A 20,443-nucleotide genomic window follows, 5' to 3' on the forward strand; every position below is an offset into this window, starting at 1 on the left:
CTAGCTCTTCATCCAGGACCACTGGGTCACCGGCATGGCCGGCCGCCAGCCGGTCATTGCGCCGACTGGGCCGGCCCTGGCGATATCGATGCGGATCAGCGAGCCGCCGAACCGCGCGTGGTGATCGAGCAGCACCGCTTCCATGTCCGTTGTCACCGCGTTGGCGACCAGACGTCCACCAGGCCCGAGCGCCGCGATCGCCGCCTCCATCACGCCGGCTTCGCTGCCGCCGCCGCCGATGAAGATCGCATCGGGCTGCGGCAGGCCGGCAAGGGCGGCCGGCGCTTCACCTTCGACCACCGCCAGCCCTGGCACACCGAACATCGTCGCATTGCGGCCGATGCGGGCCGCACGCTCCGGCGACACTTCGATAGAGATCGCGCGCATAGTCGGGTCGGCGAGCATCCATTCGATACCGATCGAGCCGGAGCCGCCGCCGATATCCCAGAGCAGTTCGCCCTTGCGCGGCGCCAGTGCTGACAGTGTCAGAGCCCTGACCTCGCGCTTGGTGATCTGCCCGTCATGTTCGAACAGCGCGTCGTCGCGGCCGGCCGCAAGCGGCAGGATGCGCGCGCCCTCGTCGGCCGTGACCTCGATGGCGCAGACATTCAAGGGGTGCACGAGGCCGAGCATGAAACGCGAGGCGATCTGCGTCGTCACCCGCTCGCCGGCGCCACCAAGCGCCTCCAGAACCGTCAGCCGCGACTGACCGAAACCGCTGGCGACCAGCAGCTCGGCAAGATCCCGCGGACCAGCTCCGTCCGACGTCAACGTCAGCACACGCGCACCCGGATGCAAATGCGGTCGCACCAGATCGAGCGGGCGTCCATGCACTGAGACAAGCGTCGCATCCTGCAAGGCCCAGCCTAGCCGTGAGGCGGCAAGGCTGATCGAGGACGGTGCGGGGAGCGTGCGGATCTCGGCAGACGCGATACGGCGCGCCAGCGTCACGCCGACGCCGAAGAAGAATGGGTCGCCCGAGGCAAGCACCACGACAGGTGTGCCACGGCGACCGACGATTTCCACCACCGAGCGCTCGAGCGGGCTCTGCCAATGATGAGCCTCGCCCGTGATAAGGGGAGCGGCGAGCTCCAGGTGGCGATGACCGCCATAGACGACGGGTGCCTCGGCGATCAACCGCTTGGCCTCGTCGCCGAGACCCGCTACACCATCTTCACCGATACCGATGACGGTCAGCCAGGGGGAGACGATGGCGGGTTCGCTGTTCGACACGTCAGCCATGGAAAAACCTCGCATTCTGATATTGGGCGGCACCACCGAGGCGCGCGAACTGGCGAGCCGATTGGCCGAAGACGCCCGCTACGACACCGCAATCTCGCTTGCCGGTCGTACCGCCGACCCGCGGCCGCAGCCGGTCAAGACGCGCATCGGCGGTTTCGGCGGCGCCGATGGGCTGGCGCACTTCCTGCGCGACGAAAACATCGCCCTGCTGGTCGACGCCACGCATCCCTTTGCCGCGCGCATATCGCACAACGCCGCCGAAGCGGCGCAACGAACCGGAATTCCGCTGCTTGCCCTGCGCCGACCGGAATGGCTGCCCCTGCCCGGCGATCGCTGGACCACCGTCGACAGCGTTGTCGAAGCGGTGAGCGCGCTTGGCGATCGCCGCCGCCGCGTCTTCCTCGCCATTGGCCGGCAGGAGGCTTTCCACTTCGAGGCAGCCCCGCAGCACAGCTACGTTATCCGCAGCGTCGATCCGGTCACTCCACCGCTTAACCTGCCCGACCAGGAGGCGATCCTGGCGACCGGCCCCTTCAAGGAAGCCGACGAGGCTGTGCTGCTCAAGAGCCGGAAGATCGACGTGATCGTCGCCAAGAACAGCGGCGGCAGCGCCACCTATGGCAAGATCGCCGCGGCGCGCCGGCTCGGCATCGAGGTGATCATGGTCGAGCGGCGCAAACCGACGGACGTGCCCGCCGTTGGCAGTTGCGACGAGGCACTCGACCGCATCGCTCACTGGCTCGCTCCCGCATAGAAGCGCGGCGTGTAGACGAGATCCGGCTGCCCTTCACGCTCGACGATGCGCGTTTCCGGCGAGCCGATGATGACGCAGGTCGCCATATCGGCGCGGTTGGCATCGGCCTCGCCGAGCGGCATCACCGCAATCCTCTCGTCCGGCCGTCCGGCCGCCCGGCCGAAGATGACCGGCACCGTTGCCGGCAGCACACCGCGCAGGATCTCGAAGGCTTCGCCGAGTTGCCACGGGCGTGCCTTGCTGATCGGATTGTAGAGCGCAATGACGAGGCCTGCTTCCGCCGCCAGCCGCAAGCGCCGGGTGATGACTTCCCAGGGCTTCAGATTGTCGGAGAGAGACACCGCGCAGAAATCATGGCCGAGCGGCGCGCCGATACGGGCGGCAACGGCGAGCATCGCGGTCACGCCGGGCGTGATCACCAGTTCGACCGACTTCCATTCCGCCGGTCCCTTGTCGATCGCCTCGCAGACGGCAGCCGCCATGGCGAAGACACCGGGATCGCCGCCGGAGACCATGCAGACCTTGGCGCCGGCCGCGGCCCGCGCCAGTGCCACCTGCGCCCGATCGAGCTCCTCGCGATTGTCGGAGGCGACGCGCAGCTGATCCGGCCTGAGGTTCAGTCGGTCGAGATAAGGGAAGTAACCGTAGAACTCTTCCGCCGCCGCGACGGCTTCCGCCGTTTCTGGCGTCATCTGCTTCGGGCTGCCCGGTCCGGTGCCGACCACATAGAGTGTACCGGTCATGGCCTGTCCTTCCAGCCGGGCACGAGCACCAGCGAGAAATAGGGCGCCTCGTCGTCGGCCTTCTCGGCCAGCGCCGTCATTGCCGCGTTCTTCATCGTGCCGCGCTCGACATAGACGGCCTGGCCGAGGCGGCCGGAGGCGGCAAGCGCCCGGCGGATCTTCGGCAGGTTGCGGCCGACCTTCATGATCACGGCGGCTTCGGTATCTCCAAGCCGTCGTCCAAGCTCGGCTTCGGGCATCGTGCCCGGAAGCACCGAAAGCACGTCATCGCCCTGCACCAGCGGCAGGCCGGCAAGCGACCAGCAACCGGACATGGCGGTGATGCCGGGGATTACCTCGACCGGGAAACGGTTGGCCAACCGTACATGCAGGTGCATGTAGGAGCCATAGAACAGCGGATCGCCTTCGCTGAGGACAGCGACAGTGCGCCCGGCGAGAAGATGCGCCGCCACGGCTTCGGCGGATGCATTGTAGAAATCGGTGATCTGGCTCTTGTAGGCGCCGTCGTCCTTGTCGATCTCGGTCGTCACCGGATAGTAGAGCGGCAGCTCGACGAGATCCGGCTTCAGTAGGCCCTCGACGACCGCGCGGCCGTTGCCGCTGCGCCCGGCCTTGGCGAAATAGGCAAGCACGTCGGTTTCGCCCAGCGCCTTCACCGCCTTGATCGTCAAAAGTTCCGGATCGCCCGGGCCGGTTCCAACGCCGATCAGGCGTCCCACGCCGGCGCCGCTCACAGGCCCGGCCTCGCGAGCGAATTGAGCGCCGCAGCGGTCATGGCGCTGCCGCCGAGGCGACCGCGCACGATGGCGAAGGGAACGCCATAGGAATTTTCCGCCAGCGCATCCTTCGATTCCGCCGCACCGACGAAACCGACGGGCATGCCGAGGATCGCCGCCGGCTTCGGCGCGCCGTCACGCAGCATTTCGAGCAGGAAGAACAGGGCCGTCGGGGCGTTGCCGATCGCCACGACCGAACCGCCCAGACGCTCGCTCCAGAGTTTGAGCGCGGCGGCAGAGCGGGTGTTCCCGATCGCGGCGGCAATCTCAGGCGTACGCGGATCGCGCAGCGTGCAGATCACCTCGTTGCCGGCCGGCAGCCGCGCCCGGGTGACACCGTGTGCGACCATCTCGGCGTCGCAGAGGATCGGTGCGCCGGCCTTGAGCGCCGCGCGGGCCGAGGTCACGAAATCGGGAGAGAAGACGAACTGCTTGGTCGCTTCGACGGAGCCGCAGGCATGCACCATGCGCACCGCCAGATCCGCTTCCTCCTCGGAGAATCCGGAAAGGTCGGCCTCGGCGCGGATGATCGCGAAGGAACGCTCGTAGATGGCGTTGCCATCGCGGATGTAATCATACTCAGGCATGTCTATTCCTGTTCGAACGCTGCCGAGACGCGCGCAGCTCCGAGCCGTGTAAGACAGGACTGCGCCGATTCGCCAGCGTCTTTGTTTTGCCGCACCAGCCGACCGAGGCGGGCCAGCGCGGATTCCATTCCATTCTCATCGGTGTAGGCGCTTGGCAAGCCATTGGCAGCCCCATTTACGACAAGGCCGTATCCTGATGACGCACCGACCAACGTCAGATCCGATGGCCTCGGTCGGGCACAGCCCTTGGCGCAGCCGGAAAGATGCACGGTAAGCGAGCCGTCGAGCAGCTCGGGCGCCGTCTCGACAAGGCTTTGTGCCATGCCCTTGGTCTCCATCCACGCGGAGGCGCAGCCCTTGCTGCCGGCGCAGGTGGCGATCGCGTTGCGCGGGTCGTCTTCGACGATGCGAAAACCATGCGCCGCCGCCAGGCTCTGGGCGACAGCCGCGGTCTCGTGGCCGAGGCCAAGCACGAAGAAGGCATGCCCCGGCGCAAGCCGGATCGCAGTGGCGCCAAGCTCCTGGACCTGATGGAGGAAGGCCGCCAGCACGGACGCCTCCACCTGCGCAAAGGCAAGGCCGAGACCAAGAACGACCCCGGCGTCACCGAGGTCATGACTGCCGGGCATCGAGGCCGAACTCAGAACTGCCGGACATTCGGACAATGCCTCGCACAGACAAAGAGCGCGGACTTCCGCCGGGTCCAGATCGCGCCCACGTGCCGTCGTACCGAGGCTCGCCAATTTTTCAAGAATGGTCATCAGCGCCGGTACGACCGCGTTGCCAGCAAACGTCCCGACGATCGATCCCTTCGCTGCCGTGCCGCCCAGCGACAGCAGCCATTCAGCGCTATCGTGCGTCGAAAGCGCCTGGAGGCGAATGTCGGCAACCACAGCGCCAAGACCAAAGCGTCCGCCACCGTCGATGACGACCGACAATTTGGGCGCGAGCCTCAGGGACGGCCGGCGCGCCTGCAGCGCTTCCCGGAGTCCGGCGGCGATCGGTCGAGGATCGGCGATCTCTGTCGGATCGATACCGGCCAATGGCGGCACTTCGATCGCAAGGCCCTCGGCGATCATGATCTCGGCATCCCCGATCGCCTGCGCCAGCGCCGGCACCGTCGCCGCGCTCAGGCCACGCAACTGCAGGTTTCCGCGCGCGGTGATCTCGATAATGCCGTTGCCGAAGGTCTCGGCGGCGGCTGCAAGCGCGATGACCTTGGGAATGGTCAGGCTGTCGTCATCGGGCCTGAGCCGCACGAGCAACCCATCGCCGGTCTGCATCGGGACGGCCAGCGACGGACAGGCGCCGCGCCGCATCGAGGCGCTGGCATCGATTTCTCCGGTCAATGGAAGGGCACAGGTGCTCATCAAATCCGTCATCGCTCGAGGTTCTCCTCCCTGAAGAAGCCCCTTAAGACGCTATAACACAGCCGCAAACCTTGAGTGAGATCAATCACGGCGCGGTCTGTCCGGCGTCCTCACTCCTCGAAGTCGGCGCCCTTGCGTAACAGGTAGATGTCCATGATCCAGCCCAATCTCTCGCGCGCCGCCGCCCGCGTTTCGAGGATCCGGTCCCTCACCTCGGCAAGGCGACCGGATATGACGATCTCATCCGGCGTACCAAGATAGGCGCCCCAGAAGATTTCCGCGTCGGGATCGTCGATCCGCTGAAACGCCTGCTCGCCGTCGAGCATCACGACGGAAGTCTGGCTCTTTTCGGGAAAGCTCTCGTGCAGCCGACGCCCGGTGGTGATCTCCACCGGCTTGCCGACGAGGTTCAGTGGGATGCGGTGGCTGGCGCAGAGTGCCTGCAGGCTGGTGATCCCCGGAACGACGTCGTAGTCGAAGGCGACCTGCCCGCGCGCCTTGACGCGCTCGACGATGCGGATGGTGCTGTCATAGAGCATCGGATCGCCCCAGACGAGAAACGCGCCGATCCCCTGATCACCCAATTCCTTCGCCAGCAACCCCTCGTAGATCGCGGCAATCTGGGCGTGCCAGTCATCGACGCTGCCGTCGTAGCTGACGCCCTCGGTGCGGCGCACCGGCACAGCGAATTCGACCGTGCGGCTGTCGCCGCGCGTCACGTAGCGGGCGCAGATGTCGCGGCGCACCTCGGCGAGCTCGGTCTTCTTCGCCCCCTTGGTCGGGATGAACAGCACGTCGGCTAGGTTCAGCGCATTGATCGCCTGTACCGTCATATGCTCCGGATTGCCCGAACCGATGCCGATGATCAGAATTTTGCGCATGTCCTCGCCTCCGCCTGCCTTCTCTCGGCGTGTTTGGCGGATCGCCGTCTCCGGCGCAAGACCTCACCGCGACAGCGGAAACGTCAACGCCGACCTCAGTTCATTTCGGCGACAACCGGATTGTCCGGCAAACGCCAGTCGATCGGATCGTAGCCCTTGCTCTCTAGAAAGGCATTGGCCTGGGAGAAATGCCGACAGCCGAGAAAACCGGAATGGGCCGACAAGGGCGAAGGATGCGGCGCGCGCAGCACCAGATGGCGCGACCGATCGACGAAGGCCGCCTTCTTCTGTGCGTAGGAGCCCCAGAGCATGAAGACGACGGGATGATCGGCCTCGTTGACGGCACGAATGATTGCGTCGGTGAACCGCTCCCAGCCGCGCCCCTGATGCGAGGCCGCATTGCCGCGCTCGACCGTCAGCACACTGTTTAAGAGCAGCACGCCCTGTTGCGCCCAGCTTTCGAGGAACCCGTGCCTGGCGGGCGGTATGCCGAGATCGGTGTTCAGCTCCTTGTAGATGTTGACGAGCGAGGGCGGCGTTCGGATACCGGGGCGCACGCTGAAGCAGAGCCCGTGCGCCTGGCCGTCGCCGTGATAGGGATCCTGGCCGAGGATGACGACGCGCACCTTGTCGAGCGGCGTCAGATCGAGGGCGCGAAAATACTCAGGCCCGCGTGGAAAGATCTGCCGGCCTTCGTTCTTCTGGGCAACGAGGAACTGCTTCAGGTCGGCCATATAGGCGCTGGAAAATTCCGGCGCCAGCGCTGCCTTCCAGCTCTCTTCGAGCTTCACCGCCGTTTCCATTGCACCTCCGGTCCATCACCTGGCTTCGAGGCCAGCAATTTAGGCCGCCCGACCGCCATCGCAAGCCCTATCGCGGATGTTGCACGGCTTTTGCCTGGAGCGGATGGGCGGGCCGGACGCCGCGCTAGCCGTCTGCAAGAGCATTGTATTTCAATGGATACAACGCTAATCAGGAAGCGATATCGTTGTATCCTAAGAGATATCACGCTTCGTTGGAGGGAAATCGATGATCAAGAGAAGAGACTGGCTGAAGGGCCTGGTGTTGACACTCGGCCTTGCCTGGGCCGGCACCACCTTCATGCCGGCATCGGCACACGCCGAAGAGAAGGTAACAGTCTTTGCGGCCGCTAGCCTCAAGAACGCGCTCGATGCGATCAACGCCGAGTGGCAGAAGGAAAGCGGCAAGGAAACGACCGTTTCCTACGCGGCAAGCTCGGCGCTCGCCAAGCAGGTCGAGCAGGGTGCGCCGGCCGATGTCTTCATCTCTGCCGACCTCGCCTGGATGGACTACCTCGCCGAAAAGAAGCTGATCAAGGACGACACCCGCGCGAACCTGCTCGGCAACCGCATCGTGCTCGTTTCCGGCAAGGCCGACGCCGCAGCCGTCGATATCAAGCAGGGCTTCGACCTGGCAGCCATCCTCGGCGATGGTCGCCTCGCCATGGGTGCCGTCGATTCCGTTCCGGCCGGCAAGTACGGCAAGGCAGCCCTTGAAAAGCTCGGCGCCTGGAAGGCCGTGGAGCCTAAGGTCGCCGGCGCCGAAAGCGTGCGCGCGGCGCTCCTCCTCGTTTCGCGCGGCGAAGCACCCTATGGCATCGTCTACCAGACCGACGCGGCCGCCGACACGGGCGTGAAGGTCGTCGGTACCTTCCCGGAAGACAGCCATCCGCCGATCATCTATCCGATCGCGATCACCGCCGAGAGCAAGAGCCCGGATGCCGCCGCCTATGTCGACTTCGTCAAGTCGGCGAAGGCAGCCGCCCTCTTCGAAAAGCAGGGCTTCACCGTCCTCAAGTAATCGGCCTGAAAAGACGGTGGATCTCGGCTGTCCAGAGGCAGGCGAAGCATCTATCGTCACGCGTCGCCCGCGCCCAAACGCGGGCGACGCAATCATTTGTCATAGGCTGGGGCGGACGCAGGCGGAAAGCCACATCCCACCGGCCTCGTATCGGGGAGCGACATCTGTTGGACTGGCTTGCAGTGAGCGATGCGGAATGGACGGCGATCATGCTGAGCCTGCGCGTCGCAACCGTCGCAATGATCTGCAGCCTGCCCTTCGCGCTCGCCATCGCCATGCTGCTCGCCCGCGGCCGTTTCTGGGGCAAGACGCTTCTGAACGGTCTCGTTCACCTGCCGCTGATCCTGCCGCCGGTCGTTACCGGCTTTCTTCTGCTCCTGCTCTTCGGCAGGCGCGGACCGCTCGGCGCCTTCTTTGCCGACTACTTCGGCCTGGTCTTCTCCTTCCGCTGGACCGGCGCGGCCCTTGCCTGCGCGGTCATGGCCTTTCCGCTGATGGTGCGCAGCATCCGCCTGTCGATCGAAGCGGTGGACCGCAAGCTGGAGGACGCAGCGACCACGCTCGGCGCCAGCCCGCTCTGGGTCTTTGCCACCGTCACCCTGCCGCTGATCATGCCCGGCATCATTGCCGGCATGATCATCGCCTTTGCCAAGGCGATGGGCGAGTTCGGCGCGACGATCACCTTCGTCTCCAACATCCCCGGTGAGACTCAGACGCTTTCGTCTGCGATCTACACCTTCACCCAAGTGCCGGGCGGCGATGCCGGTGCCATGCGGCTGACGATCATTTCGATCATCATTTCGATGGCCGCGCTCATCTTCTCCGAACTGCTGGCGACCTTCGCCGCGCGCCGGGTGGCTGCCCAATGAGCCTCACCGTCGAAGCCCGCCACCAGTTCGGCAACTTCTCGCTCGATGCCGCCTTCACCTCGGACGGCGGCGTTACGGCGCTGTTCGGTCGCTCCGGCTCGGGCAAGACCTCGCTGATCAACATCATCGCCGGGCTGTTGAAGCCGCAAAGCGGTCGCGTTGTGCTCGATGGCGACGTCATCGCCGACAGCGAGCGCCGGATTTTTACCCCGGTGCATCGCCGCCGCTTCGGCTATGTCTTCCAGGAAGCACGCCTCTTTCCGCATTTGAGCGTGCGCCGCAATCTCGCCTATGGCCGTTGGTTCGCCGGCAAGAGCGGCGCCGGTGGCGACTTTGCCCGCATCGTCGACATGCTCGGCATCGACCATCTGCTCGAACGCAGCCCTTCGGCCCTGTCCGGTGGCGAGAAGCAGCGCGTCGCGATCGGCCGCGCGTTGCTGGCAGCACCCCGTCTGCTTCTGATGGACGAACCGCTCGCCGCACTCGACGAGGCGCGCAAGGCCGAGATCCTGCCCTATCTCGAACGGCTGCGTGACGATGCCGGCATCCCGATCGTTTATGTCAGCCATTCCGTCGGCGAAGTCGCCCGGCTGGCGCGCCGTGTGGTGGTACTCGAAAACGGCCGGGTCACCGCATCGGGTGCGGCTGCCGAAGTGTTGAGCGCGCCCGCCGCGACGCTTGCCACCGGCCGGCGCGAGGCCGGTGTCCTGCTGGAAGGCGAGGTCGAGGGAACCGATCCGTCCCACGAGTTGACGACGGTCCGGGTCGGACGGGAACGGCTGCGCATTGCGAGCGTCAGCGCGACACCCGGCAGCAAGCTTCGCCTGCATATCGCCGCGCGCGACGTGATGCTGGCGACGACCAGGCCGGTGGAGATCAGCGCGCTCAACGTGCTCGAAGGGCGCATCCTTGCGATCGCGACGGAGGAAGACGGCAGCGTCGATGTCAGGGTGACTTGCGGCGATGCGACGATTGCCGCCCGCATCACCCGCTTTTCGCGCGACGCGCTGCAGCTTGTTCCTGGCAGAACCGTCTATGCCGTCATCAAGTCCGTGGCGATCGATCACTAGATTTTCTTAGCAGCGACCTCGTCCGTACCCGACGGTGCATTGTTGCCGCGAACGGATTCGAGCCAGGCAAGATCCTCCGCGATCGCGGCTTGCGTTTTTTCCTCCATCTCGCGGTAACGTCGGATCAACGTTTCGCCGAAAGGTGTCACCAGCGCCCCGCCGCCCTGCTTGCCGCCGCGCTGCGATTCGACCGAAGGCTCGCTGAACATCCGGTTCAAGGCATCGACCAGTAGCCAGGCGCGCCGATAGGACATGTCCATCGCCCGGCCGGCCGCGGAGATCGACCCGGTCTCGCGGATCAGTTCGAGCAGCATGATCTTGCCGCGGCCGAGCCGGTCGGCGGGCGGGAAATCGATGCGCAGGACGGGGCGAAGATCGGGGCGGCTCTCACTCATGCGGGCGAGCATAGAAGCTCCCCGAGCAAACCGGAAGTCCGCCCGGCGCTGACTGGACGAGTTTCCCGAACGAAGGCGGCCGACAAACTGTGCGCCACGAAAGAAGGGCCAGTTTACGGGTCTTGATCTCGAAGCTTCCGCATGCACCGATGGCCCGACACCCATCCGAAAGCGCTTCCCCCATGCCAGGCCCGACACTCGACCCGATCACCACCGATACCGCCCTGCCCGCCAAGGCCGATGTCGTCATCGTCGGTGGCGGTATCATCGGCGTCAGCACGGCCCTCTTCCTCGCCGAACGCGGCATCGATGTCGTGCTTTGCGAAAAAGGCATGCCGGGAGCGGAGCAGTCGAGCCGCAACTGGGGCTGGGTGCGGGTCATGGGCCGCGACGAGCGCGAGATCCCGCTGGCGATCGAGGCGTTGAAGATCTGGGATACACTCGACGCCCGTGTCGGCAGCGAAACCGGCTTTCGCCGCAGCGGCATTCTCTACATCTCCGAGAATGAACGTGATGCCGCCAACCGCGATGCCTGGCTCGCGATGGCCAAACCCTATGGCGTCGACAGTCGGCAGCTTGGCGCCGATGCGACCGCGGCGGCAATGCCGGGCGCCGCCCTTCGCTATGAAGGTGCGCTCTTCACCCCAAGCGACGGCCGGGCAGAACCGCAAAAGGTCGTGCCCGCGATCGTCGCCGGTGCTCGCCGCGCCGGGGCACGCATCTTCACGGGCTGCGCCGTGCGCGGCGTCGAGCGGGCAGGCGGGCGGATCTCCGCTGTTGTGACCGAGAAGGGGCGCATCGAAACTTCGATGGTCGTCGTCGCCGGCGGTGCTTGGTCGCGACTGTTCCTCAAGAGCCTCGGCATCCGCCTGCCGCAACTGAAAGTGCGCAACACGGTCTTGAGAACCGGCCCGGCTTCCGGGGGACCGGAAGGCGCCGGAGCAACCGCAACTTACGCCTACCGCAAGCGGTTCGACGGCGGCTACACGATTGCCGATGGCGCGGCCAATCTGCACGCGATCGTGCCCGACAGCTTCGCGTTCTTCCGCGATTTCCAGCCGGCGCGAAAGGCGGAAGGCGAGGCGGTGCAGGTGGGTCTCAGCGCCCAGAGCTGGAACGAGCTGTTCCAAATCGGCGCCGTCCCGCTCGATCGCCCGGGCGCCTTCGAGCGCCACCGCGTGCTCGATCCCAACCCGGATTCCCGCCGCGCACTTCATGCTCTCGACGCCGCCGCAAAAGCCTTCCCGTTTCTGCGTGAGGCCAAGGTGCAGCAGATCTGGGCCGGCCTGATCGACGTGACGCCGGATGCCGTTCCGGTGATTTCAGCGGCAGAAGGCGTTCCAGGACTGATCATCGCGACCGGATTTTCGGGCCACGGTTTCGGCATCGGACCGGGCGCCGGGCATCTCGTTGCGGATCTCGTGACCGGAGATAAACCGGTCGTCGACCCCACCCCATTCCGGCTCTCGCGCTTCCTCGACGGGACGCCGATTACGATCGCCCCGCCGGTTTGATCGCCGTACGGCGAAACGCCCGCGAAAGAAAATTACAAGCAGCGACCGGCAAGGCCATGCGCAACACAACGCGTGAGCGCACTCCCGGCAGGATTCTATCTTTCTTCGCTCCAGCCCACCCCTCGATGCCGAAAGACCTTCATTAGCCCCGGAACTCGTGGCAGTCTGTGAGCATTCCCGTCGGGAGAACGGGGCTTAAGGAGGAGTCTGTGCAGACCTCGGGCGGAGGAGCCTTGTGAGGTCGGAAGGCACGTTCCCCTGATACGTCAAGCCTACCGTTTTCCCGCTCTCGAATTGGTGCGCTGCGCACTCCGGAGGAGGCCGGAAAACGCATGAGCGATCTCGATCGACTTAGCCTGCATGTCCCCGAACCCGCCGTTCGGCCCGGCGGCCAGCCGGATTTCTCCAACGTCAAGATCCCGAAGGCCGGCTCCGTTCCGCGTCCGGAGGTGGACGTCGCGCCGGAAGAGATGCGCGATCTCGCCTATTCGATCATTCGCGTCTTGAACCGTGACGGCGAAGCGGTCGGCCCCTGGGCCGGGCTGTTGTCCGACGACGAACTGCTCGCCGGCCTCAAGCACATGATGACACTGCGCGCCTTCGATGCGCGCATGGTGATGGCACAGCGCCAGGGCAAGACCTCTTTCTACATGCAGCACCTGGGCGAAGAGGCCGTCAGCTGCGCCTTCCGCAAGGCGTTGGTGAAGGGCGACATGAACTTCCCGACCTATCGCCAGGCGGGTCTTCTGATCGCCGACGGCTATCCCATGGTCGAGATGATGAACCAGATCTTCTCGAACGAGAGCGATCCCTTGCGCGGCCGGCAGCTGCCGATCATGTATTCCTCCAAGGAGCATGGCTTCTTCACCATCTCCGGCAACCTCGCAACGCAATATGTGCAGGCCGTCGGCTGGGCGATGGCGTCCGCGATCAAGCGCGACACCAAGATCGCCGCGGCCTGGATCGGTGACGGCTCGACGGCGGAATCGGACTTCCACTCGGCGCTGGTCTTCGCCTCCACCTACAAGGCGCCTGTCATCCTCAACATCGTCAACAATCAGTGGGCGATCTCCACCTTCCAGGGCATCGCGCGCGGCGGCTCCGGAACCTTTGCCGCCCGCGGCCTCGGCTTCGGCATCCCGGCGCTGCGCGTCGACGGCAACGACTACCTCGCCGTTTACGCCGTCGCCAAATGGGCGGCCGAACGCGCCCGGCGCAATCTCGGGCCGACGCTGATCGAATACGTCACCTATCGCGTCGGCGCGCATTCGACCTCCGACGACCCGAGCGCCTACCGACCGAAGACGGAATCGGAGGCCTGGCCGCTCGGCGATCCCGTCCTTCGGCTGAAAAAGCACCTGATCCTGCGCGGCGCCTGGTCCGAAGAGCGCCACACCCAGGCGGAAGCCGAAATCGTCGATGCGGTAATCCAGGCGCAGAAACAGGCCGAAGGCCACGGCACCTTGCATGCCGGCGGCAAGCCGTCGGTGCGCGACATCTTCGAGGGCGTCTATGCCGAGATGCCGCCGCACATTCGCCGCCAGCGGCAGAAGGCAGGATACTGACATGGCCAGAATGACAATGATCGAAGCCGTGCGCAGCGCCATGGACGTCTCCATGGAGCGCGACGACAATGTCGTCGTCTTCGGCGAGGACGTCGGCTATTTCGGCGGCGTCTTCCGCTGCACGCAAGGGCTCCAGGCGAAATACGGCAAGACCCGCTGTTTCGACGCGCCGATCAGCGAAAGCGGCATCGTCGGCACGGCGATCGGCATGGCGGCCTATGGCTTGAAGCCCTGCGTCGAGATCCAGTTCGCCGACTACATGTACCCGGCCTACGACCAGATCACACAGGAAGCGGCTCGCATCCGCTACCGTTCCAACGGCGATTTCACCTGCCCGATCGTCTTGCGCATGCCGACCGGCGGCGGCATCTTCGGCGGCCAGACCCACAGCCAGAGCCCGGAAGCGCTCTTCACCCATGTCTGCGGTCTGAAAGTCGTGGTGCCCTCCAATCCCTATGACGCCAAGGGCCTGCTGATCGCCTCGATCGAAGATCCCGATCCGGTGATGTTCCTGGAGCCGAAACGGCTCTACAACGGCCCCTTCGACGGTCATCACGACCGGCCGGTCATCCCGTGGTCGAAACACGATCTCGGCGAGGTACCCGAAGGCCATTACACCATCCCGATCGGCAAGGCGGAGATCCGCCGTCAGGGCTCCGCCGTCACCGTCGTCGCCTATGGCACCATGGTGCACGTGGCGCTCGCAGCGGCCGAGGAAACCGGCATCGACGCCGAGGTGATCGACCTGCGCAGCCTGCTGCCACTCGATCTCGATACGATCGTGAAGTCGGTGGAAAAGACCGGTCGCTGCGTCGTCGTGCATGAGGCCACGCTCACGTCAGGCTTCGGCGGCGAAGTGGCCTCGCTCGTCCAGGAGCATTGCTTCTACCATCTCGAAGCGCCCGTCGTGCGCGTTGCGGGCTGGGACACGCCCTACCCGCACGCCCAGGAATGGGACTATTTCCCCGGCCCCGCGCGCGTCGGACGCGCGCTCGTCGAAGTGATGGAGGCCTGAGATGGGCGAATTCGTAATCAAGATGCCCGATGTCGGCGAAGGCGTGGCCGAGGCCGAACTCGTGGAATGGCACGTGAAGCCTGGCGACCCCGTGCGCGAGGACATGGTGCTCGCCGCCGTCATGACCGACAAGGCGACCGTCGAAATCCCCTCGCCCGTCACCGGCACCGTGCTCTGGCTCGGTGCCGAAGTGGGTGACACCGTCGCGGTGAAGGCGCCGCTGGTGCGCATCGAAATCACCGGCGAAGGTGGAGCAGCGGCACCCGCTGACGACAAGCCGGCCGCCAAGGCGGAAGAGAAACCTGCCGTAAAGGCCGAAGCGCCTGCCCCTGTCGCCAAGCCTACGCAACCCGTCAAAGTCGAGGCGAAGGCACCGATCGCGAATGGCCACGCGACCGGCGAGCGGCTGGAAAAAGCACTGGCCTCGCCGGCCGTGCGTTTGCGCGCCAAGGAAAGCGGCGTCGATCTGCGCCAAGTGACCGGCACCGGTCCGGCCGGCCGCATCACCCATGACGATCTCGACCAGTTCATCGCCCGCGGCGCCCAGCCGGTACTGGCGCCAGCAGGCCTGCAGCGCAAGACCGCGGTCGATGAAATCAAGGTGACGGGCCTTCGCCGCCGCATCGCCGAGAAGATGTCGCTTTCGACCTCGCGCATTCCCCACATCACCTATGTGGAAGAAGTGGATATGACAGCGCTCGAGGACTTGCGGACGACGATGAACCGCGACCGCAAGCCGGACCAGCCGAAGCTGACGATCCTGCCCTATCTGATGCGCGCGCTGGTCCGCACCATTGCCGATCAGCCCGCCGTCAACGCGATCTTCGACGACGGTCCCGGCATCATCCACCGCCATCACGCCGTCCACATCGGCATCGCCACCCAGACACCCGCCGGCCTCACCGTCCCGGTCGTGCGCCATGCCGAGGCACGCGGCATCTGGGATTGCGCCACCGAACTCAACCGCCTGGCGGAAGCGGCCCGCACCGGCACGGCCACCCGCGACGAGTTGACCGGGTCGACGATCACCATCTCGTCGCTCGGCGCGCTCGGCGGCATCGTCACCACCCCGGTCATCAACCATCCGGAAGTGGCGATCGTCGGCGTCAACAAGCTTGCGATCAGGCCGGTCTGGGACGGCACGCAGTTCGTGCCGCGCAAGATCATGAACCTGTCCTCGAGCTTCGATCACCGCGTCATCGACGGCTGGGATGCGGCCGTCTTCGTGCAGCGGCTGAAGACCCTGCTCGAAACGCCGGCGCTTATTTTCGTGGAGGCCTGAGGCGATCATGAAGGAAATTTCCTGCAAGCTGCTCGTGATCGGCGCCGGCCCCGGCGGCTACATCGCAGCCATCCGCGCCGGCCAGCTCGGCATCGACACGGTGATCGTCGAAAAGGCCAGGGCCGGCGGCACCTGCCTCAATGTCGGCTGCATTCCCTCCAAGGCCCTGATCCACGCCGCCGAAGAGTTTCACAAGCTGCGCGCGGCGGCCTCTGGCCGTAACCCGCTCGGCCTTTCACTCGCCAATCCGTCGATCGACCTCGCCCATACCGTCGCCTGGAAGGACGGCATCGTCGGCCGGCTGAACGGCGGCGTCACCGGGCTTCTGAAGAAGGCCGGCGTCAAGGCCGTGATCGGCGCCGCCCGCTTCGTCGACGGCAAAACCGTCGATGTCGAGACCGAAATCGGGCTGCAGCGCATCCGCGCCGAAGCGATCGTGATTGCCACCGGCTCGGCGCCGGTCGAGCTTCCGGACCTGCCCTTCGGCGGGCCGATCATTTCTTCGACGGAAGCCCTGTCGCTGAAGAGCGTGCCGAAGAGCCTCGCCGTCATCGGCGGCGGCTATATCGGTCTGGAACTCGGCACCGCCTTCGCCAAGCTCGGCAGCCATGTCACCATCGTCGAGGCGCTGACACGCATCCTGCCGCAGTACGACGCGGATCTGACGAAGCCGATCGGCAAGCGCCTCGGCGAGCTCGGCATCGAAGTCTTCACCCAGACGGTTGCCAAGAGCTACTCCGCCGAGACCGGCAGCCTGCATGCCGAGCACAACGGTCGCGCCATCGATGTCGCCGCCGAAAAGGTGCTCGTCACCGTCGGCCGCAAGCCGGTGACCGACGGCTTCGGCCTGGAGGAGATCGACCTCGACCGCACCGGCCGCTTCATCCGCATCGACGACCAGTGCCGCACCTCGATGCGCGGCATCTACGCGATCGGCGACGTCACCGGCGAGCCGATGCTGGCGCACCGCGCCATGGCGCAAGGCGAAATGGTGGCGGAGATCGTCGCCGGCCACAAGCGCAGTTGGGACAAGCGCTGCATCCCCGCCGTCTGCTTCACCGATCCCGAGATCGTCACTTCAGGGCTCTCACCCGACGAGGCGCGCGCAAGCGGCATCGAGATCAAGATCGGCCAGTTCCCCTTCCAGGCGAACGGCCGGGCGATGACGACGCTTGCGGAAGACGGCTTCGTGCGCATCGTTGCCCGTGCCGACAACCACCTGGTGCTCGGCATCCAGGCGGTCGGACACGGCGTCTCGGAACTCTCGGCAAGCTTCAGCCTGGCGATTGAGATGGGCGCTCGCCTCGAAGACATCGCCGGCACGATCCATGCCCACCCGACACAATCGGAAGCGTTTCAGGAGTCCGCGTTGAAGGCGCTCGGGCACGCGCTGCATATCTGACGCCGCTGGCAGGTCCGGGAGCAAACGCCCCTCATCCGGCCTGCCGGCCACCTTCTCCCCGCCTGCGGGGAGAAGGAAATTCGCTGCACCCGCTCGCGCTAACCATTGCCTCTTGCCGTATGGGAGAATGACATGAGCAGAATTGACCCGATCGTCATCGTTTCGGCGGCCCGCACCCCGATGGGTGCCTTTCAGGGCAGCCTCAAGGATTTGACGGCGCCGGAAATCGGCGCCATCGCGCTGAAGGCAGCACTTGGTCGCGCCGGCCTTGAAGCTGTCGACGAGGTGCTGATGGGCAATGTGCTGCCGGCCGGCATCGGCCAGAACCCGGCGCGCCAGGCAGCCCTCGGCGCAGGCCTCGGCAAGGAAACGCCGTCGACGACCATCTCCAAGGTCTGCGGCTCCGGCATGAAGGCGCTGATGCTCGGCCATGATGCATTGCTGTCGGGCAGTGCATCGGTACTTGCCGTCGGCGGCATGGAGTCGATGACCAACGCCCCCTATTTGTTGCCGAAGGCGCGCGGCGGTTTCCGCCTGGGGCATGGTGAGGTCAAGGACCATATGTTCCTCGACGGCCTCGAAGACGCCTATTCCGGCCGTCTGATGGGCACCTATGCCGAGGATACGGCCGAACACTACCAGTTCTCGCGCACCGATCAGGACGCCTTTGCGCTTCGCTCGCTGGAGCGCGCCAACCGGGCGGCTGAGGATGGTTCCTTTGCCGAGGAAATAGTGGCGGTCAGCGGCGCTGGAAAGCGGCAGACCGCCAACCTTGATCGCGACGAGCAGCCGACCAAATCGGATCCGGCAAAGATCCCGAAGCTGAAAGCCGCCTTCCGCGACGGCGGTAGCGTGACGGCGGCCAATTCGTCGTCGATCTCCGACGGTGCAGCGGCGCTGATCTTAATGCGGGCGAGCGAGGCGGAAAAGCGGGGGCTGACGCCGCTTGCCATCGTCGCGGGTCACGCCGGCCATGCGCAGGAACCGGCCTGGTTTACCACCGCTCCGATCGGTGCGATCGACAAGCTGATGGCCAAGCTCGCCTGGGAGAAGGGCAGCGTCGGCCTCTACGAAATCAACGAGGCCTTCGCCGTGGTGGCGATGGCCGCGATCCGTGATCTCGGCCTTTCCGACGATATCGTCAACATCAATGGCGGCGCCTGCGCGCTCGGCCATCCGATCGGCGCCTCGGGCGCTCGCATCATCGTGACGCTCTTGCACGCCATGCGCGCCAAGGGCGTCAAACGCGGCATTGCCTCGCTCTGCATCGGCGGCGGCGAGGCGACGGCAGTCGGGCTGGAACTGTTGCAGTAGGTTTTGAGCGCCGCCGGTCGAAACGGGCGGCGCTTCTCATTTTCAGCGGACGATTTGTCCCCCGAGCCTCTCGCCCGCTTGGCGGCGAGAGGGCCGGACCTCCCATCCCTCAGCCCATGCGCTCGGAAGCGTAGGAACCCGGGCTCGGCGGGAAGACGACGACGCGGTTGCCGTTGATGAAGCAGCGGTTGTGGATATGGGCGTGTACCGCACGCGCCAGCACCTGGCTTTCGACGTCGCGGCCGATCGAAACATAGTCTTCGGCACTCTGGGCGTGGGTGATGCGGGCGATGTCCTGCTCGATGATCGGGCCCTCGTCGAGGTCGGCGGTAACATAATGCGCCGTAGCACCAATCAGCTTCACGCCGCGCTCATAGGCCTGCTTGTAGGGATTGGCGCCCTTGAACGACGGCAGGAAGGAGTGGTGGATGTTGATGATGCGGCCCGACATCTTCTTGCAGAGCGCATCCGACAGGACCTGCATGTAGCGTGCGAGCACGATCAGGTCGGCGCCGGTCTGTTCGACGAGTTCCAGCAGCTGCGCTTCCGCCTTCGGCTTGTTCTCCTTCGTCACCTTGATGTAGTGGAAGGGAATGTCGTGGTTGACCACCACCTTCTGATAGTCGAAGTGGTTGGAGACGACACCGACGATATCGATCGGCAGCGCGCCGATCTTCCAGCGATAGAGCAGGTCGTTGAGGCAATGGCCGAAACGCGACACCATCAGGAGCACCTTCATGCGCTCTTCGCTGTCACGGATTTCCGCATTCATGTCGAAGCGCTTGACCACCGGCTCGAAGCCCGCTTTCAGCTCGTCGAGCGTCGCGCCTTCCTGGCTGATGAAGGTGAGGCGCATGAAGAACAGCCCGGTTTCGAGATCGTCGAACTGCGAACTGTCTGAAATGTAACAGCCCTTTTCGGCGAGATAGCCGGTGATGGCGGCAACGATGCCACGGGTGGTCTTGCAGCTGACGTTCAGCACATAGCTTTTCATCGGTATGTCTCTCGCTCCAGAGGTTTTTCCGGCCCCCCTTATACGGCCAGTCACACAAAAACTAGCGCGGCCTTGGCCCCGCCGTCGATCCATTCGCGACATCCTTTTGACGGAACCGGCCAGACCGGCGGGTCAGCACAAGGCAGGTTCAGTCAGATGATGTCTGAAGGAAGGACGGAACGGACAACCGCACCGGTCAGCGCGGCGTGCGATCCGGGTGAGCGCGGGCGAATGCCTCGATCTCCGAACAATTCTGATCGATCGCGACAAGCCGTGGGCAAGCGCTGAGATCCACCTCCCAGCGGCGGGCATTGTAGACCTGCGGCACGAGGCAGAAATCCGCCATCGACGGGCTGTCGCCATGGCAGAACCGGCCGGTTGCGGGATGGTCGAGCAGCTGTTCGAAGGCGGCAAGTCCCTCGCCGATGAACTTGCGCATCCAGCTGCGCCGCGCCGCCTCGCCGTCCTCGGCATTGGCCATGACATGGGAGATGACGCCGAGATTGCAGACGGGATGGATGTCCATCGCGATCGCGTAGGAGAGCATGCGCACCCGCTGGCGCCCGACGGCATCCTCAGGCAGGAAACCGGCATTGCTGCGTGTCTCAGCGAGATATTCGATGATGGCGAGCGATTGCGTGAAGCGCTCGCCATCAATCTCGAGAACGGGCACGAGGCCCTGCGGATTGCGCGCCAGATGCTCCGGCGCTTTGTGCGCCTTGGCGAGCAGATCGACCGGCACCGAACGATAGCTTTCGCCGAGACTGTTGAGCGCGATACGCACCCGATAGCTCGCCGACGAACGCCAATAATCGTAAAGGACGGTCTCGCTCATGCCTTTGCCCGTTC

The 20,443-nt window shown here is 65.3% G+C and carries 20 protein-coding genes; 10 read left to right on the plus strand and 10 right to left on the minus strand.

The window, feature by feature from the left end; genetic code table 11:
- Complete coding sequence (locus V7S54_RS17510) at positions 1-1,242, minus strand: bifunctional cobalt-precorrin-7 (C(5))-methyltransferase/cobalt-precorrin-6B (C(15))-methyltransferase (RefSeq protein WP_065375445.1); 1,242 nt, start codon at positions 1,240-1,242, stop codon at positions 1-3.
- Here V7S54_RS17510 and V7S54_RS17515 point away from each other — a divergent pair.
- Complete coding sequence (locus V7S54_RS17515; protein WP_065375446.1) at positions 1,211-1,996, plus strand: cobalt-precorrin-6A reductase; 786 nt, start codon at positions 1,211-1,213, stop codon at positions 1,994-1,996. The two genes, V7S54_RS17510 and V7S54_RS17515, sit on opposite strands and share 32 nt — an antisense overlap.
- On the opposite strand, the gene V7S54_RS17520 is transcribed toward V7S54_RS17515, so the two are convergent.
- The 6 genes from V7S54_RS17520 to ung form a co-directional block, all read right to left on the minus strand.
- Positions 1,975-2,739, minus strand: coding sequence for a precorrin-3B C(17)-methyltransferase (locus V7S54_RS17520; protein WP_065375447.1), 765 nt, complete (start codon positions 2,737-2,739; stop codon positions 1,975-1,977). The two genes, V7S54_RS17515 and V7S54_RS17520, sit on opposite strands and share 22 nt — an antisense overlap.
- Complete coding sequence (locus V7S54_RS17525) at positions 2,736-3,473, minus strand: precorrin-2 C(20)-methyltransferase (RefSeq protein WP_065375448.1); 738 nt, start codon at positions 3,471-3,473, stop codon at positions 2,736-2,738. Before V7S54_RS17525 ends, V7S54_RS17520 begins: the two co-directional genes overlap by 4 nt.
- Positions 3,470-4,102 (minus strand): precorrin-8X methylmutase, encoded by a 633-nt coding sequence (locus tag V7S54_RS17530; protein ID WP_065375449.1) that lies wholly within the window; start codon positions 4,100-4,102, stop codon positions 3,470-3,472. Before V7S54_RS17530 ends, V7S54_RS17525 begins: the two co-directional genes overlap by 4 nt.
- Before the next feature lie 2 nt (positions 4,103-4,104).
- Complete coding sequence (gene cobG / locus V7S54_RS17535) at positions 4,105-5,472, minus strand: precorrin-3B synthase (protein WP_065375490.1); 1,368 nt, start codon at positions 5,470-5,472, stop codon at positions 4,105-4,107.
- A gap of 110 nt (positions 5,473-5,582) precedes the next feature.
- The gene (cobF, locus tag V7S54_RS17540) at positions 5,583-6,353 is read right to left on the minus strand and encodes a precorrin-6A synthase (deacetylating) (RefSeq protein ID WP_065375450.1); all 771 of its coding nucleotides are present in this window, start codon (positions 6,351-6,353) and stop codon (positions 5,583-5,585) included.
- A gap of 95 nt (positions 6,354-6,448) precedes the next feature.
- Positions 6,449-7,156, minus strand: a complete 708-nt coding sequence (gene ung, locus V7S54_RS17545) for a uracil-DNA glycosylase (RefSeq protein WP_065375451.1) — start codon at positions 7,154-7,156, stop codon at positions 6,449-6,451.
- 226 nt (positions 7,157-7,382) lie between these two features.
- Here ung and modA point away from each other — a divergent pair, with 226 nt between their 5' ends.
- The 3 genes from modA to modC all read left to right on the plus strand — a co-directional run bounded on the left by modA (position 7,383) and on the right by modC (position 10,113).
- Positions 7,383-8,174: a molybdate ABC transporter substrate-binding protein gene (modA, locus tag V7S54_RS17550; RefSeq protein WP_065375452.1), complete on the plus strand. Its 792-nt coding sequence runs from the start codon at positions 7,383-7,385 to the stop codon at positions 8,172-8,174.
- A gap of 167 nt (positions 8,175-8,341) precedes the next feature.
- Entirely contained in the window at positions 8,342-9,043 is a 702-nt protein-coding gene (gene modB, locus V7S54_RS17555; RefSeq protein WP_065375453.1) for a molybdate ABC transporter permease subunit, read from the plus strand.
- Positions 9,040-10,113 carry a molybdenum ABC transporter ATP-binding protein gene (gene modC / locus V7S54_RS17560; protein ID WP_065375454.1) on the plus strand — a complete coding sequence of 358 codons (1,074 nt, stop codon included), beginning with the start codon at positions 9,040-9,042 and terminating at the stop codon, positions 10,111-10,113. Before modB ends, modC begins: the two co-directional genes overlap by 4 nt.
- Here the strand turns inward: modC and V7S54_RS17565 are convergent.
- Positions 10,110-10,508 carry a winged helix-turn-helix domain-containing protein gene (locus tag V7S54_RS17565; protein ID WP_065375491.1) on the minus strand — a complete coding sequence of 133 codons (399 nt, stop codon included), beginning with the start codon at positions 10,506-10,508 and terminating at the stop codon, positions 10,110-10,112. The two genes, modC and V7S54_RS17565, sit on opposite strands and share 4 nt — an antisense overlap.
- A 182-nt stretch (positions 10,509-10,690) precedes the next feature.
- Here V7S54_RS17565 and V7S54_RS17570 point away from each other — a divergent pair, with 182 nt between their 5' ends.
- From V7S54_RS17570 to V7S54_RS17595, 6 genes are all read left to right on the plus strand, one after another.
- Entirely contained in the window at positions 10,691-12,022 is a 1,332-nt protein-coding gene (locus tag V7S54_RS17570; protein ID WP_065375455.1) for an NAD(P)/FAD-dependent oxidoreductase, read from the plus strand.
- Between the two features lie 332 nt (positions 12,023-12,354).
- Entirely contained in the window at positions 12,355-13,587 is a 1,233-nt protein-coding gene (locus tag V7S54_RS17575) for a 3-methyl-2-oxobutanoate dehydrogenase (2-methylpropanoyl-transferring) subunit alpha (protein WP_057254517.1), read from the plus strand.
- Position 13,588: 1 nt separating this feature from the next.
- Positions 13,589-14,602: an alpha-ketoacid dehydrogenase subunit beta gene (locus V7S54_RS17580; protein ID WP_057254516.1), complete on the plus strand. Its 1,014-nt coding sequence runs from the start codon at positions 13,589-13,591 to the stop codon at positions 14,600-14,602.
- Position 14,603: 1 nt separating this feature from the next.
- Positions 14,604-15,884: a dihydrolipoamide acetyltransferase family protein gene (locus V7S54_RS17585; protein WP_065375456.1), complete on the plus strand. Its 1,281-nt coding sequence runs from the start codon at positions 14,604-14,606 to the stop codon at positions 15,882-15,884.
- Between the two features lie 7 nt (positions 15,885-15,891).
- Positions 15,892-17,286, plus strand: coding sequence for a dihydrolipoyl dehydrogenase (gene lpdA, locus V7S54_RS17590; protein ID WP_065375457.1), 1,395 nt, complete (start codon positions 15,892-15,894; stop codon positions 17,284-17,286).
- 132 nt (positions 17,287-17,418) lie between these two features.
- Positions 17,419-18,600, plus strand: coding sequence for an acetyl-CoA C-acyltransferase (locus tag V7S54_RS17595; RefSeq protein WP_065375458.1), 1,182 nt, complete (start codon positions 17,419-17,421; stop codon positions 18,598-18,600).
- A 109-nt stretch (positions 18,601-18,709) separates the two neighbouring features.
- Here the strand turns inward: V7S54_RS17595 and purU are convergent, their stop codons facing one another.
- Complete coding sequence (gene purU / locus V7S54_RS17600) at positions 18,710-19,594, minus strand: formyltetrahydrofolate deformylase (RefSeq protein ID WP_057254512.1); 885 nt, start codon at positions 19,592-19,594, stop codon at positions 18,710-18,712.
- 196 nt (positions 19,595-19,790) lie between these two features.
- A complete protein-coding gene (maiA, locus tag V7S54_RS17605; RefSeq protein ID WP_065375459.1) occupies positions 19,791-20,429 on the minus strand; it encodes a maleylacetoacetate isomerase in 639 nt (212 codons plus the stop codon).
- Positions 20,430-20,443 lie beyond the last annotated feature (14 nt).

This window comes from Ensifer sp. CCNWLY38 (genome assembly GCF_037120565.1).
Taxonomy (GTDB): Bacteria; Pseudomonadota; Alphaproteobacteria; order Rhizobiales; family Rhizobiaceae; genus Ensifer; species Ensifer adhaerens_H.